Genomic DNA, 13,431 nt, shown 5'->3' with positions numbered 1-13,431 from the left:
GTCCTGCGCATATGCACGCAGGCCTAAAGCCGCCGCCTCGAGAGCCACCGTTCCACCGCCGCTGAAGGGATCCGCCACATAGCGAACCCCTTGGCTTTGAGCAGCCTCTAGCAAGGCTCGAATCACGCTATGGGGGCGCCGGGCCCACCACCGGAACACCGAGATAGCAGGGTTATGGTGCTCCCTCCGGCGGATTTCCTTATCTACCGTGGCATTCAGTGTTGGCCAATCAATCGCGGCTATGATGCTCATACGACGTTTTCATAAGGCGACTGGTTAAGAAGTATCTTATTTTGACAGTCAGTCCTTTCTCTTTCCAAGATACCCTAGAGGACGTACTACTGAAAGTTGTTGTATTATTTATGATCCCGGCGTCCCGCCGCTGCAATGGAGAGACAGGCAAGCTGGTTAGAGGTGCGTCGTGGCAAGGTCTGGACGTACCAGGTGCGGGCCAGTGGGGCCTTGCTGGACTGGGAAGCGCTGCACCTGGGTCAGCTTGTACGCGAACGGTGGGGGCATCAAGAACCATGACTTTCTGGTGCGTGATGTGACTTTTGGGCAAGGATCATTGTCGAGTGCGGGACCAGGCAGCTAATGGATCTGGCCCGCCTCCAGGCGTTTATCATCAACTGTTTACACGCGTGGGGCGTGTCCAGCATGACCACCGCCCTTAAGCGTATCGCCGCCAGGCCCTTTGAGCTACTGGCACGGTTGGGGGTAGCTTGAGTTTACGCACCGGCCCTGAAATCTTACTAAACCTGCCCCACCCATCCACAGAAGGGTGCCAAATAGTCTCTTGGGTTTTGTGAGCCCTATGGATGTTAGTGCTAGGGTAGTTTTATGGGCAAGCAAAGAATCACCCGTTCACTAGGTTCGGCCAAAGCATTGGAGCCCTGTTGTGACCACCTGCGGGGTCACCCGCCCCGTTGCCAGGCGATTGTGAAAAGCACGGGCAAGCAGTGCAAAAAGGCTGCGGTACGAGGGCTACGGGTCTGCCCCAATCACGGCGCGGGTTATCCCAAGCGGGTTAAGGAGGGAAAGCGTAAAGACCCTATGACAGCTTCTGTGAAGCACAGGCTCTACTCCGGTCTGGTTTACGATGACTTCTCCACTTTGCTTGATCGCATCCTTGCAACAATAGACGAGCATCACGCCACCAACCGCGAACTGGCAGTGGTTAAAAGTGCTCTGGAGACTGCTATAAACCGCTATGCATCCCGACCCAACTTACTCGAGGAAATAGATCACGCATATAAAGCTCTGAAACGCAAGTTAAGCCATTTCGCACAGGTCGGAAAACCAATAAAAGCTACCGCGATACGTAAGGAAATCCAGGAACTCAACGATTTGCTCTACTTCTCGGAACAATCGTCTAATCAGATTGAACGTCTTGCGAGCAAAATTATCATGCTCGAGAAGACCCGGGCCACTATTCGCTTTAAGTTGGCCAAAATGCTAGAACTTCAACAGCTTATTCTGTACATCAGCGCAGCACGAGATACTTTCGCAAAGATAGCCAGCCAAAAACAACTGGACTTATTAGAGGAAAGCCTAAGGAGAGAGATTCTGAACCCACTTCGTTTAGAGTTATTGCCTCTTGGAGCCACCACTACCAGAGCACGGGTTCACTAGAATCTACAAACCACCTTACCCAAATCAGGCACTGCAGTTATGTTTAGAGCATGAACCGCCGTGCTTACCCATCGGACGTCCGTGATGAGGAATGGGCTCTGGTGCTGCCCTATTTGACCCTCGCCCCGCTGGAAGCACCCCAGCGCAAGTACGACCTGCGCGAAGTGTTCAACGCCCTGCGCTGGATGGTTCGAACCGGTGCTCAGTGGGACTACCTGCCCCACGACTTCCCACCCCCCCATATCGTTCAGGCGCAAGCCTACCGCTGGATGAACCGGGGGGTCTTCGAAGACCTGGTACACGACCTGCGCATGACCCTGCGAATGCTCCAGGGCAAAGCCGCCCATCCCAGCGCTGCCATCTACGATGCTCGCACCCTACAGTCCACCCCGCAAAGTGGGGAGCGGGCCGGATACGATGGGTACAAACGACGCAAGGGAAGCAAAGTTCACCTGGCGGTAGATACCCTGGGGCATCTGCTGGCCCTGGTAGTAACGGCGGCCAGTGAACAGGAACGGGCCCAGGTGGGAGCCCTCAGTCAACAGGTGCAGGAAGTGACGGGGGAGCAGGTGGAAGTGGCCTTTGTGGATCAGGGTTACACTGGGGAGGAAGCGGCACAAGCGGCAGAGGCGGAAGGCATCGCCCTGTGTGTGGTCAAGGTGGAAGGGGCCAAACGAGGATTCGTGCTGCTGCCGAAGCGTTGGGTGGTGGAACGTTCGTTTGCCTGGACATCCCGGTTTCGCAGGCTGGCGCGAGACTATGAGCGGCTGGCTGAGACCTTGCGAGGTTGGCACTGGTTGGCTTTTTCGATTCTGATGACAGCGAAAACTGTGGAGCTTTTACGAACAGCTAGTTAGCAGGCTCTAAACAAGATTAATAGTCAACAACAGCTTGTGTTGCCCTCACGAGCCCAGCTTCAGTCTCGCCCCTCCCAGCTTCGGCCTTGAATTTGTCCACAAAACCCTACAAGAACATGGTCTCGAGTTCTCAATCTTTGGGGTTGCCAATCTAGCAAATGCAGACATGGTCGGTATAACTTCCACTCACACCAAGGGGAGTTACCGGGGAGTTACCGAATCCGTATGAACTCGATTTAGGTCGTATGTGCTAGTATGAAACCGGATGAACAAATTTCAGCTTTATAGCTTTAGAAAAGCAAGAATGCGACCTCGTTACTTTTCTCGTAAAACGCCAAAAGAGTGCGACATACCCTTGGGGTGGGTGTGGTCGGAGGTTCAAATCCTCTCGCCTCGACCAAAAGAAAAGCCGTTCAGGACAAGATTATTGATACATGCCAAATTAATCCTGAGCGGCTTTTTCGTATTTTGGGCGTTACCGGAACTTAAGGGTTCCACGAGGCTATCGTTTACAAAAGCAAAGCGGGATTAGCCTAAAAATTACATCTTCACCAGCCCCTGGGCGGTGCTAAGGGCACGCCACAACGATCCCATCAGTTCGCGGGTGGCAAAGTCCACAGAGGACTCGGGATAGGAAACCCAGTGTATCCCCAGCGAAAAACCTGCGTCTTCGATGAACAGGAGCCGCAGCAGGCCGGCCTCGAGCTCGGGCCCCACAAACGAGCGGCTGGCTAGGCCCACTCCCAGCCCGGCGGCAGCAGCGGCTTTGACCCCGTATAGGCTGCCGCACTCCAGCAAACGCGCTGGCACAATTCCGTGGCGCTCTAAGAACTGCTCGAGCCGCAGGCGCAGCCGCGAGTTGCGCTGGGGCACCAGCAGTGTCATCCCCTCGAGCTGCCCTAAAGCCACACCCCCTAAACTAGCCCAGGGATGGGAAGGGGCCACCACTAGCACCATCTCTTCGCTGGTCAGGCGTTGGGCCAGCAGTGGCTCGGGCAGGGCATCGGTTCCCCCCAACACCAGCGCCGCGTCCAGATCGCGCTGGAATACCTGCTCGATGAGCTCCAGTGTGGTACCGTTTTTTAGGTTTAGCTCGGCCCGGGCCTGGTGGGCCAGGGCCCAGCTCAGCAGGGGGGCCTGGTAGCGTGGTATCAGACTCCAGGCCAGGCCCACCTCGAGGCTCGGGATACGCCGGTGCCGCTTCTCCTCAATAAAACGGGTGGCCTGGGCCAGGCTGCGGCTTACCGCACAGGCATAGGGCAGCAAGGCTTTACCAGCTTCGGTCAGGGTGATACCCTGGGGGGTACGTTCGTAAAGGGGCTGCCGTACAGCGTCCTCGAGGGCCTTGAGGGTTTTGCTCACCGCAGGCTGGCTCAGATGCAAAACTTCGGCGGCGCGGCTCAGGCTGCGCAACTCAGCCACCACGCAAAATACCACCAAGTACCGAGGATTCAAACGCATGTGCTATACCCCAAGGTTCATAGATAGTATAACTAAATTTCATTTGTCATAACTGCAAGTTATCACTACCGTTAACCGTTAATGGAAAAGGTAAACGCCTAACAGGGAGGTTGCACAATGGTTGAAACCCGGGAACAGCCTTTTTTTGTTCATTCCAGGAATAGGTTACACCATAAAATCCTGATCATCGGAGGGGGCACGGCCGGATTAACCGTGGCAGCACAGCTTCGCCGCAAAGGGGAGTCGGACATCGCGGTTATCGAACCCTCGAGCCGGCATTACTACCAGGCCGCCTGGACGCTGGTTGGAGCCGGTACCTACAACCCCGACGCCACGGTTCGAGACGAGGAAACCCTGATACCCAAGGGCGTGAAATGGATTCAGGATTATGCCGAGGAAATAGACCCCTACCAGCGAACTGTCACCACGAGAAGCAACCAGCAAATCGGCTACGACTTCCTGGTTGTAGCATCGGGCATTCAGCTCGACTGGCATAAGATAGCTGGACTGGAAGAAACCCTAGGCCAAAACAGCGTTAGCAGCAACTACCGCTTCGACCTGGCACCCAAAACCTGGTCATTTTTACAACAATTTAGGGGTGGTACTGCGCTGTTTACCGCTCCCAGCACCCCAGTCAAGTGTGGCGGAGCGCCACAAAAAGTTATGTACTTAACCGCCGACTATGTGCGGCGCAAAGGACTGGCCGGGGGTACCCAGGTGATTTTTGGTTCTGCTGGCACCACCATTTTTGCTGTGCCAGAGGTCAAATCAGTTCTGGACAAAGTAGTCGAACGTTACAGCATTCAAACACAGTTCAACCACGAACTCGTAGCAGTAGATGGCTCCAAAAAAGAAGCCACCTTCGAGTACACCCTCAACCATCCCCAGGTCAAGGCCAATCCGGGCACTCCCAGACCCAGGGTCACCATCCCATTTGATTTTTTACATGTGGTTCCTCCACAAAGTGCGCCCGACTTCATCAAGCAAAGCCCCTTGGCGGATCCCAGCACACCCTTGGGATGGGTTGAGGTAGACAAGCATACGCTTCAGCACGTGCGTTTTCCCAACGTGTTTAGCCTGGGCGATTCCAGTAATCTGCCCACCTCCAAGACCGGCGCCGCGGTGCGTAAGCAAGCGCCGGTGCTGGTGGAAAACCTACTACAGGCAATCAGGGGTCAAAACCCCAAGGCTAAGTACGACGGTTATACTTCCTGCCCACTCGTAACGGCCTACGGCAAGATGTTTTTAGCCGAGTTCCTCTACGACAACCGCTGGCACCCCACCCTACCCATCAACACCCAAAAGGAACGCTACGACATGTGGTTGCTCAAGAAGCACGTGCTACCAGTCATGTACTGGCAGTTCATGCTGAAAGGCCTGGCATGAGACTTTTGTGTCTTCAGGGGGGCAGCGCCTTAATATCCCCCATGGGTATTTGACAAAATACCCCCTGGGGATATATCCTTACGGTCAGGAGGTTAGCGAATGCTTTTTAAGCAAATCTACGAGGAAGGACTGGCGCAGGGCAGTTACTTTATCGGCTGTCAATCGCAGGGCACTGCTATCGTGGTAGACCCCCGGCGCGACATACAGATCTACCTGGACGAGGCCCAGAAGAACGGCATGAAGATTGTGGCTGTCACCGAGACCCACATCCACGCCGACTACCTCTCGGGCGCCCGCGAGCTGGCCAAAGCCACCGGAGCCAAGCTCTACCTGAGCGATGAGGGCGACGAAAACTGGAAGTACAGGGGCCTCGAGGGCTTCGACTACCAGCTCGTGCGCGATGGCGACCAGATCAGGCTTGGCAACATCACCCTCACGGTGGTGCATACCCCCGGCCACACCCCCGAGCACATCAGCTTTCTGGTGCAGGACGGAGCCGCTGCCACCGAGCCCGGCTTCTTCCTGACCGGCGACTTTGTGTTTGTGGGGGATATTGGCCGTCCCGACCTGCTGGAAGAGGCTGCCGGCATCCTGGGCACCGCCGAACCCGGCGCCCGGCGCATGTTCAAAAGCTTGAAGGAAAAATTCCTCACCCTGCCCGATTATGTGCAGGTCTGGCCGGGCCACGGCGCGGGTAGCGCCTGCGGGAAGGGTCTGGGGGCTGTTGCTAGCACCACGGTGGGCTATGAGCGCCGCTTTGCCTGGTGGGCCGACTACCTGCGCACGGGCGACGAGGAAGGCTTTGTGAAGGCCCTGCTCTCGGGCCAGCCCGAAGCCCCTTACTACTTTGCCCAGATGAAGCGGCTTAACCGCGACGGGATGCCCATCCTGGGCGACCTGCCCATACCCCACCAGCTCACCCCCGAGCAGTTTCAGCAGAAGCTGGGCCAGGGGGCCTTGCTGGTGGATACCCGCGACAAGCTGGCCTTCGCCGGAGGGCACCTGAAGGGGGCCATCAACATTCCGGCAGGCAAGAGCTTCAGCACCTGGGCCGGCTGGCTGCTGCCTTACGACCGCGACCTGGTGCTGCTGGCCAGCCCTGAACGGGTGGGCGAGCTGGTCAAGCAGCTCATTCGCATCGGGCTGGATCGGGTGGTGGGGTATATTCCTAGCCTCGAGGGCTACGCACAGGGTGAGCTCGAGACCGTTCCTCAGGTCACCGCAGCCCAGGCCAAAGCCCTGTGGGAAAAGGGCGAGGCCACCATTCTGGACGTGCGCGGGGCCGACGAGTACCTGGCCGGCCACATCCCTGGGGCCCAGAACATCCACGCCGGGCGGGTGATGAACAACCTGAACCGCATCCCCAAGGACAAGCCGGTGGTGGTGCACTGCCTGGGTGGCGACCGTTCGTCCACGGCCATTAGCGCACTGATGGGCGCAGGCTTTAGCAACCTGGTCAACCTCACCGGTGGCATCCGGGCCTGGCAGCAGGAGGGCTTCCCCGTTGAGAAAGGCCCTTCCCGTGAGTTGGTAAATGCCTAGTCGAGTCTGACCCTGCATACCGAGCCCCCTGGCAGTGGCCGGGGGCTCCCCTACAAGCACCATGAACCTTTCTGTCCAAACCGCTTACCACACGCTAGAACGCTTTCAGGTGGTAGATGTCCGTGAGCCCGAGGAGTGGGCCGATGGCCTTCTGCCGGGGGCTTTGCGCCTGCCCCTGTCCAGGCTTCAGGCCCTGGCCCCTCTGTACCTCGAGCGCGAACGGCCCGTGCTCCTGTACTGCCGCAGCGGCAACCGCTCACAAGAAGCCCTCAAAACCCTGAAAAACCTGGGCCACCCCAAGGTCTGGCACCTCGAAGGCGGCATCAAAGCCTGGTGCGAGGCCGGCATCCCCTGCACAAGCCCTGTATAACAGGAGGAACCCATGCTCACCGTTCCATACAAAGACATCAGCCCGCAAGAAGCCCGTAAACTGCAAGAAGAAAAGGCTCTGTTTGTAGACGTACGCGAACCCGAGGAGTTTGCCCAGGTGCGCATCGAGGGGGCCGAACTTATTCCACTGTCCGAGTTCGGCGGGCGCTTTAGCGAGATTCCCAAGAACCAGCCGGTGGTGCTGTACTGCCGCAGCGGCAACCGCAGCGCCCAGGCCGCGGCCTGGCTCTCGGCCAAGGGCTACTCGAACCTGCTTAACCTCGATGGGGGCATCATGGCCTGGTACCAGGCCGGGCTGCCGCTGGACACAGCGCCCCTCGAGGTCACCTACCAGGACACCGCCTTTACCGAACTCACCCCCCACGAGGCCCAGCAGTGGATCCGGGAAGGGGCCTACGTCGTGGACGTGCGCGAGCCCTACGAGTACGCCATGGGGCACCTGCCGGGCGCGGTCAACGTCCCGCTGGGGCGCTTCGTGGCCCAGGCCGGGCAGTTGCCCAAAGGCCGCAAGATCCTGCTGGCCTGCGCCTCGGGCAACCGCTCCTCCCAGGCCGCGGCCTACCTGGTGGGCCAGGGCTTCGGCAAGGAGCTCGTGGGCAACCTCGAGGGCGGCACCTACGGCTGGATGAGCGCGGGCTTCGAGGTGGAGCGTTGATCGGCTGGCTCAAGAAGGCGCTCGGCGGCCCCGCCCCCGGCCGCCTCTCCCCCGCCGAGGCCCGGCAGAAGCTCGAGGCCGGCGCCCTCCTCCTCGACGTGCGCACGCCGCCGGAGCGCAAGGAGGCCAAGATCCCCGGCTCGCAGGCCCTGCCGCTGGACAGGCTGGCCGCCGAGTGGGAGAAGCTGCCCAGGGACAAGGAGATCATCTGCCAGTGCCGCAGCGGCAGCCGCAGCGCTACGGCGGCGCGCTTCCTGGCGTCTAAGGGCTTCAAGGCCTACAACCTGGCGGGGGGCCTCGAGGCCTGGAGGCGGGCGGGGCTGCCCGTAAAGTGACCAGGGCCATGTACCAGGACGTCTTCCCCAACGAACTCTCGCTCTGGACGCGCCGCGGGGCGACCCTTCTGGACGTGCGCGAGCCACAGGAGTACGCCCAGGGGCACGTGCCCGGCTCGCTCAACGTCCCGCTGGGGGAGCTGCTGGGGCGCCTCGGCGAGATCCGGGGCCCCGTCGTGACGGTCTGCGCCTCCGGCAGCCGCGCCGCGCTCGCCGCCGAGGTGCTGGGCTACGAGGGCTTCGCGGAGGTGGGCCGGCTGCTGGGGGGCATCCAGGGCTACGCCCGGCACGGCTACCCCCTGGCGGGGCGCCTTGCGCCCGCGGAGGCCGCATGCTCCTAGCCTGGGCCGGCGCGGTGCTGGTCGGGATCGCCCTGGGGATGCTGGGCTCGGGGGGCTCCATCCTCACCGTGCCCATCCTGGTCTATCTGGTGGGCGAGCCCGAGAAGCTGGCCGTCGCGGAGTCGCTGGCCGTGGTGGGCCTCATCGCCCTGGTGGGGGCCCTCCCCTACGGCCTGCGGCGCCAGATCGACTGGGCCAGCGTGGTCTGGTTCGGCCTGCCGGGGATGGCCGGGACCTACCTGGGGGCCTACTTCTCCCAGTGGGTGCCCGGCGTGTGGCAGCTCGGGCTCTTCGCGCTGGTGATGCTGCTGGCCGCCTACTTCATGTTCCGCCCGCAGAAGCTCCCCGGGCAGCCCCGCCCCCGCGAGCGCTCCCCCCTCAAGATCGTGCTCGAGGGCCTGGGCGTGGGCGTCCTCACCGGGCTGGTCGGGGTGGGCGGGGGCTTCCTGATCGTGCCGGCGCTGGTGCTCTTGGGGGGCCTGCCCATGCACCTGGCGGTGGGCACCAGCCTGCTCGTCGTCGCGCTGAAGTCGGGGGTGGGCTTCTACAAGTACCTGCACCTGCTGCCCGCGCAGGGCTACAGCGTCCACTGGGACGTCGTGCTGCTCTTCGCGGCCTTGGGGGTCGCGGGGAGCTTCCTGGGCGGGCGCATCGCCGCGGGCATCCCCCAGCTCGGCCTGCGGCGCGGCTTCGCGGGCTTTCTGGTGCTGATGGGGGCCTTCATCCTGTGGCAGAGCCTGCCCAGGTTCTTGCACGGCTGATACCCGATTCGGTCAGTTCGTTCGCCCAGCCAACGCCAGGTCGTCCTCGAGGGCCTGCACCTCGACCGGGTCGTCCGGGCGCACGACCCCCCCGCGCAGCACCCGCGCGTACACCCCCCGCCCCCGGTACAGCAGCCGGGGGAGGCGGGGGTCCAGGCGGGTGAGCGCGGCACAGACCGGGCAGACGGCGACCAGCTCCAAAAGCGCCCCGCCCGCCTCGAGCCGCCGCCCCACCCAGGCGTGGGGGTCGAGGTCGAGCAGCAGGTTCTCCCCCAAAGCGCCGTAGGGCAGCGCGACCCCGGCCTCCAGGGCGCGGCGGTAGCTCCCAACCCCTGCCACCAGCACCGCCCGCCTCGGGTCGCCGCCGGCGTGCCGGTCGCCCACGGCGCCGTAGCCGGCGACCAGCCGCAGCTCCCCCACCCCGGCCTTGGGCAGCCCCGGCCGCTCGCCCACGTGCAGCGAAAGGACCCGTCCCATGCTACTTCAGCCCCAGCTTGGCCCGCTGTGCGTAGACCTGCTGCGGGGTGAGGGGCCGGCGCAGGGCCCGGACCTCCTCAGCGGTGTAGGGCTTGAAGTCCTTGAGCAGCGCGGCGTTGCCCCAGCTCGAGGCCACGTGGTTGAGCACCGCCGCCACCTGCGCGTCGCTGAGCGAGGCGAAGGCGGGCATGGGGGTGTTGTAGGCGACGCCCTCGACCTCGATCGGGCCCTGCAGGCCGCCCAGCACCACCAGCGGCAGATACGCCCGCCCGCCGGGGGCCGCCAGGATGGCGGGGACGTGCCGGGCCAGGGGCGGGAAGGCCCCCGGGACCCCGGCCCCGTTGGCCTGGTGGCAGCCCTGGCACGCCGCGTACACCTTAACCCCCTCGTCGGCGGGGGCCGGGGCGGCCTGCGCGGCCTCCTTGCCGAAGTGGGTCGCCAGGTACGCCACGACCACCTTGCGCTCGGCGTCGTCGAGCCGGGCCCCGTTGCCGATCATGCTGCCCACCACCGCGTCCCACTCGGCGGCGCTGAGGCGGTTGCTGGTGATGACCTCCAACCCGTGGCAGACGCTGCAGCGCTGCTCCACCAACGCCTTGCCCTCGCCCTGCGGCAGCCCCTGGGCCATCACCCAGGCCAGGGCGAGGGCCGCCCCGGCCGCGGCCGCGAGCCACTTCACGCGTGAAGAACCCATAGCCAAAGCCCTCAGCCCACCTTGATCTTGACCTTGTCCACCGCATTCCACTCGTAGCCGTTGGGGTTCCACAGGATCGCCCCGTCGACGGGCTGGCTGCGCCCCAGGGCGTCGGTGGCGCGGGCCCAGACCTCGGTGTCGCCCGTCGCCACCATCACCCGGACGCGCCAGGGGTACCAGCCGTAGGGCGAGGAGGGCTTCTCGAGGCTGGCCGACTGCCAGCTACGGCCCTGGTTGGTGGAGACCTCGACCCCCGTGATCGGCGCCGAGCCGTCGTTCCAGGCCACGCCCCGCACCTCGATGATGCCGCTGACGCTCTGGCCCTCGGCGGGGCTGAGGATGACGGCCTTGACGTTCTGCCGCCAGTTGGGGCGGCTGTTGTCGAGGGTGAAGGTGAAGGCGCTGCCCACGGGGACGGGGGCTAAGGGCACCCGGTAGCGCGGGATCATGGTGTTGTTGGTCGAGGCGGCGGCCTCGAGGCGCAGCCGGTTGACCCACTTGATGTTGTTGATGCCGTAGTAGCCCGGCACGATCAGCCGCAGCGGCCCCCCGTGCACGGTGGGCAGCGGCTCGCCGTTCATCTCGTAGGCCAGCAGGGCGCTGGCGAGCACGTCGCGCAGGGGGACGCTGCGCTCGATGTCGGGGGCCTGGGGGTTGGCGGGCTGGTCGGCCCCCTCGGCGGTGAGGAAGAGGGCCTCGGGCTTGACCCCGGCGCCCTCCAGCACCGCCGAGAGCTTCACCCCTTTCCAGCGCACGTTGGCCAGCGAGCCCCGCTCCCACTGGGCCCCGCTGGCGCGGGCGTACCGGGAGAAGAAGCTGCGGCCGTTGCCCGAGCACTGCAGCACCATCTCGAGCTCGGTGGCGGGCAGCCCCTTGAGCTCGGAGAGGCGCAGGGTGAGGGGCTTGTCCACCAGGCCCACCACCTCCACCGTCCACTCTTCGGCCCTGGGGGGCTCGGTGGTGAGCTGCATGCCCGGGGGCACCCCCTGGTTGTTGCGGATGTACATGATGTTCTTGGGCGTGTAGCGGTGCTCGCGCAGCAGGGCGACGGGGGTCTCGAGCTCGACCGGGTTGGTGTTGCGCACGATCAGGCCGGGGTCCTTGCCCGCCACCAGGGCGTCGGCGGTGGGGTTCTGCTGGGCGGCGGCGAGGCCCGCCAGGCCGGGGACCGTGCTCAGGCTCGCGGCGGCGATTCCGGTCTTCCTGAGGAATTCCCTGCGGTTGATCCGGGCCAGTAGGTCATGCTTCTCGTCCTGCATGTCCACACCTCCTGCGCTGGGGCTGCCCGTACCGGCGCGTATACCGATATCGGGTATGTTTGGGGTTCTCGAGTCTACATCGTAGGGGTCTAGAAGGAAAAAGGCAAGGGCACCGCGGAGTGAGATTTTTCACGGGGCCCGGCCCGGGATATTTCCAAGAGGTATGACGCTTGTGCGACGGGATGATCACGCCGAATGCGTGAGGGTTTTTCCGCTCGAGGCGCCCCGGTCGCGCCCCTACCGCGTTGGCGGCCATACCCCCCGGCGGTATAAACGGGGTGCCCGAACAAAGGCCCCTGTAGGCGCAGGCGCAACCCGCCGTTTCCGACCGTAGTTTTCTGGCCGTTCCCCTGCGGACGGCCGAGGGGGTCATCTCCCCCAGCCCCTGCGCTTCGAGAGGTTCTGGTCCACAATCATTGTGCCCAGACCGCGACCCCGTGGGTCTTGGCCCGGTACATGCGGTGGTCGGCGGTGCTGAGCAGGACGTCCTCGTCGGTGCCGTCCTCGGGGAAGGCGGCCACCCCCACGTTGACCCCCAGGAGGCGGCCCTCGAGGTCGATCGCCTCGACGTGGCGGGCCAGGCGCTCGGCCGCGCCCACCGCCCCCTCGCGGGGCGTGTGGGGCAGGAGGGCCGCGAACTCGTCGCCGCCCCAGCGGAAGTAGCGGTCGCCGCCGCGGCGCTGGGCCGAGAGCACCTGGGCCACGCGCCGCAGGGCCAGACTTGACCGTTATTCAGGGTTGAGGCTAGATAGAGGCATGAACTTACGCGAAGCCTTAGAGCCTGCTAACTAGCTGTTCGTAAAAGCTCCACAGTTTTCGCTGTCATCAGAATCGAAAAAGCCAACCAGTGCCAACCTCGCAAGGTCTCAGCCAGCCGCTCATAGTCTCGCGCCAGCCTGCGAAACCGGGATGTCCAGGCAAACGAACGTTCCACCACCCAACGCTTCGGCAGCAGCACGAATCCTCGTTTGGCCCCTTCCACCTTGACCACACACAGGGCGATGCCTTCCGCCTCTGCCGCTTGTGCCGCTTCCTCCCCAGTGTAACCCTGATCCACAAAGGCCACTTCCACCTGCTCCCCCGTCACTTCCTGCACCTGTTGACTGAGGGCTCCCACCTGGGCCCGTTCCTGTTCACTGGCCGCCGTTACTACCAGGGCCAGCAGATGCCCCAGGGTATCTACCGCCAGGTGAACTTTGCTTCCCTTGCGTCGTTTGTACCCATCGTATCCGGCCCGCTCCCCACTTTGCGGGGTGGACTGTAGGGTGCGAGCATCGTAGATGGCAGCGCTGGGATGGGCGGCTTTGCCCTGGAGCATTCGCAGGGTCATGCGCAGGTCGTGTACCAGGTCTTCGAAGACCCCCCGGTTCATCCAGCGGTAGGCTTGCGCCTGAACGATATGGGGGGGTGGGAAGTCGTGGGGCAGGTAGTCCCACTGAGCACCGGTTCGAACCATCCAGCGCAGGGCGTTGAACACTTCGCGCAGGTCGTACTTGCGCTGGGGTGCTTCCAGCGGGGCGAGGGTCAAATAGGGCAGCACCAGAGCCCATTCCTCATCACGGACGTCCGATGGGTAAGCACGGCGGTTCATGCTCTAAACATAACTGCAGTGCCTGATTTGGGTAAGGTGGTTTGTAGATT

General features: G+C 63.0%; 15 protein-coding genes and 1 pseudogene. 9 read left to right on the top strand and 7 right to left on the bottom strand.

The features are described from left to right. Window positions 1-12 precede the first annotated feature (12 nt). Window positions 13-252, bottom strand: a pseudogene (locus Q0X18_RS16150) (hypothetical protein); the annotation flags it as partial. A gap of 588 nt (window positions 253-840) precedes the next feature. Here Q0X18_RS16150 and Q0X18_RS00075 point away from each other — a divergent pair. Further along, complete coding sequence (locus Q0X18_RS00075; RefSeq protein ID WP_297557142.1) at window positions 841-1,632, top strand: hypothetical protein; 792 nt, start codon at window positions 841-843, stop codon at window positions 1,630-1,632. A gap of 50 nt (window positions 1,633-1,682) precedes the next feature. After that, window positions 1,683-2,489 (top strand): IS5 family transposase, encoded by an 807-nt coding sequence (locus Q0X18_RS00070; RefSeq protein WP_119342530.1) that lies wholly within the window; start codon window positions 1,683-1,685, stop codon window positions 2,487-2,489. Between the two features lie 540 nt (window positions 2,490-3,029). On the opposite strand, the gene Q0X18_RS00065 is transcribed toward Q0X18_RS00070, so the two are convergent. Further along, window positions 3,030-3,950, bottom strand: coding sequence for a LysR family transcriptional regulator (locus Q0X18_RS00065; RefSeq protein ID WP_297557140.1), 921 nt, complete (start codon window positions 3,948-3,950; stop codon window positions 3,030-3,032). Between the two features lie 117 nt (window positions 3,951-4,067). Between Q0X18_RS00065 and Q0X18_RS00060 the strand changes: the two genes are divergently transcribed. From Q0X18_RS00060 to Q0X18_RS00030, 7 genes are all read left to right on the top strand, one after another. Beyond that, window positions 4,068-5,336, top strand: coding sequence for an FAD/NAD(P)-binding oxidoreductase (locus Q0X18_RS00060; RefSeq protein ID WP_297557139.1), 1,269 nt, complete (start codon window positions 4,068-4,070; stop codon window positions 5,334-5,336). A gap of 99 nt (window positions 5,337-5,435) precedes the next feature. Beyond that, window positions 5,436-6,878 (top strand): rhodanese-like domain-containing protein, encoded by a 1,443-nt coding sequence (locus Q0X18_RS00055; RefSeq protein ID WP_297557138.1) that lies wholly within the window; start codon window positions 5,436-5,438, stop codon window positions 6,876-6,878. 61 nt (window positions 6,879-6,939) lie between these two features. Beyond that, window positions 6,940-7,248 (top strand): rhodanese-like domain-containing protein, encoded by a 309-nt coding sequence (locus Q0X18_RS00050; RefSeq protein ID WP_297557136.1) that lies wholly within the window; start codon window positions 6,940-6,942, stop codon window positions 7,246-7,248. 12 nt (window positions 7,249-7,260) lie between these two features. Continuing rightward, window positions 7,261-7,923, top strand: coding sequence for a rhodanese-like domain-containing protein (locus Q0X18_RS00045; protein WP_297557135.1), 663 nt, complete (start codon window positions 7,261-7,263; stop codon window positions 7,921-7,923). Further along, window positions 7,920-8,258, top strand: coding sequence for a rhodanese-like domain-containing protein (locus tag Q0X18_RS00040; RefSeq protein ID WP_027893383.1), 339 nt, complete (start codon window positions 7,920-7,922; stop codon window positions 8,256-8,258). The genes Q0X18_RS00045 and Q0X18_RS00040 overlap by 4 nt, the downstream gene beginning before the upstream one ends. Then, on the top strand, window positions 8,255-8,599 hold the full coding sequence (locus Q0X18_RS00035; RefSeq protein ID WP_027893384.1) for a rhodanese-like domain-containing protein: 345 nt from the start codon (window positions 8,255-8,257) through the stop codon (window positions 8,597-8,599). The genes Q0X18_RS00040 and Q0X18_RS00035 overlap by 4 nt, the downstream gene beginning before the upstream one ends. Next, window positions 8,590-9,360, top strand: a complete 771-nt coding sequence (locus Q0X18_RS00030; protein WP_119339832.1) for a sulfite exporter TauE/SafE family protein — start codon at window positions 8,590-8,592, stop codon at window positions 9,358-9,360. Before Q0X18_RS00035 ends, Q0X18_RS00030 begins: the two co-directional genes overlap by 10 nt. 12 nt (window positions 9,361-9,372) lie before the next feature. On the opposite strand, the gene Q0X18_RS00025 is transcribed toward Q0X18_RS00030, so the two are convergent. The 5 genes from Q0X18_RS00025 to Q0X18_RS00005 form a co-directional block, all read right to left on the bottom strand. Next, entirely contained in the window at window positions 9,373-9,837 is a 465-nt protein-coding gene (locus Q0X18_RS00025) for an MOSC domain-containing protein (RefSeq protein ID WP_027893386.1), read from the bottom strand. Window position 9,838: 1 nt separating this feature from the next. Then, window positions 9,839-10,516, bottom strand: coding sequence for a c-type cytochrome (locus tag Q0X18_RS00020; RefSeq protein ID WP_297557131.1), 678 nt, complete (start codon window positions 10,514-10,516; stop codon window positions 9,839-9,841). Window positions 10,517-10,542: 26 nt separating this feature from the next. Continuing rightward, on the bottom strand, window positions 10,543-11,790 hold the full coding sequence (locus Q0X18_RS00015; protein ID WP_084542384.1) for a sulfite oxidase: 1,248 nt from the start codon (window positions 11,788-11,790) through the stop codon (window positions 10,543-10,545). A 413-nt stretch (window positions 11,791-12,203) separates the two neighbouring features. Then, window positions 12,204-12,494, bottom strand: coding sequence for a GGDEF domain-containing protein (locus tag Q0X18_RS00010; protein WP_240637086.1), 291 nt, complete (start codon window positions 12,492-12,494; stop codon window positions 12,204-12,206). Between the two features lie 80 nt (window positions 12,495-12,574). Continuing rightward, window positions 12,575-13,381 (bottom strand): IS5 family transposase, encoded by an 807-nt coding sequence (locus Q0X18_RS00005; protein WP_119342530.1) that lies wholly within the window; start codon window positions 13,379-13,381, stop codon window positions 12,575-12,577. Between the last annotated feature and the right edge of the window lie 50 nt (window positions 13,382-13,431).

The organism is Meiothermus sp. (assembly GCF_026004075.1).
Classification (GTDB): Bacteria; Deinococcota; Deinococci; order Deinococcales; family Thermaceae; genus Meiothermus.
The sequence above is the reverse complement of the archived record's forward strand: the minus strand, read 5'-3'. Positions and strand labels throughout refer to the sequence as shown.

Coding starts and splice junctions, on each gene's coding strand:
- Q0X18_RS00030 (WP_119339832.1), top strand. CDS start 8,590: ATGCTCCTAGCCTGGGCCGGCGCGGTGCTGGTCGGGATCGCCCTGGGG.
- Q0X18_RS00055 (WP_297557138.1), top strand. CDS start 5,436: ATGCTTTTTAAGCAAATCTACGAGGAAGGACTGGCGCAGGGCAGTTAC.
- Q0X18_RS00050 (WP_297557136.1), top strand. CDS start 6,940: ATGAACCTTTCTGTCCAAACCGCTTACCACACGCTAGAACGCTTTCAG.
- Q0X18_RS00070 (WP_119342530.1), top strand. CDS start 1,683: ATGAACCGCCGTGCTTACCCATCGGACGTCCGTGATGAGGAATGGGCT.
- Q0X18_RS00065 (WP_297557140.1), bottom strand. CDS start 3,950: ATGCGTTTGAATCCTCGGTACTTGGTGGTATTTTGCGTGGTGGCTGAG.
- Q0X18_RS00015 (WP_084542384.1), bottom strand. CDS start 11,790: ATGCAGGACGAGAAGCATGACCTACTGGCCCGGATCAACCGCAGGGAA.
- Q0X18_RS00025 (WP_027893386.1), bottom strand. CDS start 9,837: ATGGGACGGGTCCTTTCGCTGCACGTGGGCGAGCGGCCGGGGCTGCCC.
- Q0X18_RS00005 (WP_119342530.1), bottom strand. CDS start 13,381: ATGAACCGCCGTGCTTACCCATCGGACGTCCGTGATGAGGAATGGGCT.
- Q0X18_RS00075 (WP_297557142.1), top strand. CDS start 841: ATGGGCAAGCAAAGAATCACCCGTTCACTAGGTTCGGCCAAAGCATTG.
- Q0X18_RS00045 (WP_297557135.1), top strand. CDS start 7,261: ATGCTCACCGTTCCATACAAAGACATCAGCCCGCAAGAAGCCCGTAAA.
- Q0X18_RS00060 (WP_297557139.1), top strand. CDS start 4,068: ATGGTTGAAACCCGGGAACAGCCTTTTTTTGTTCATTCCAGGAATAGG.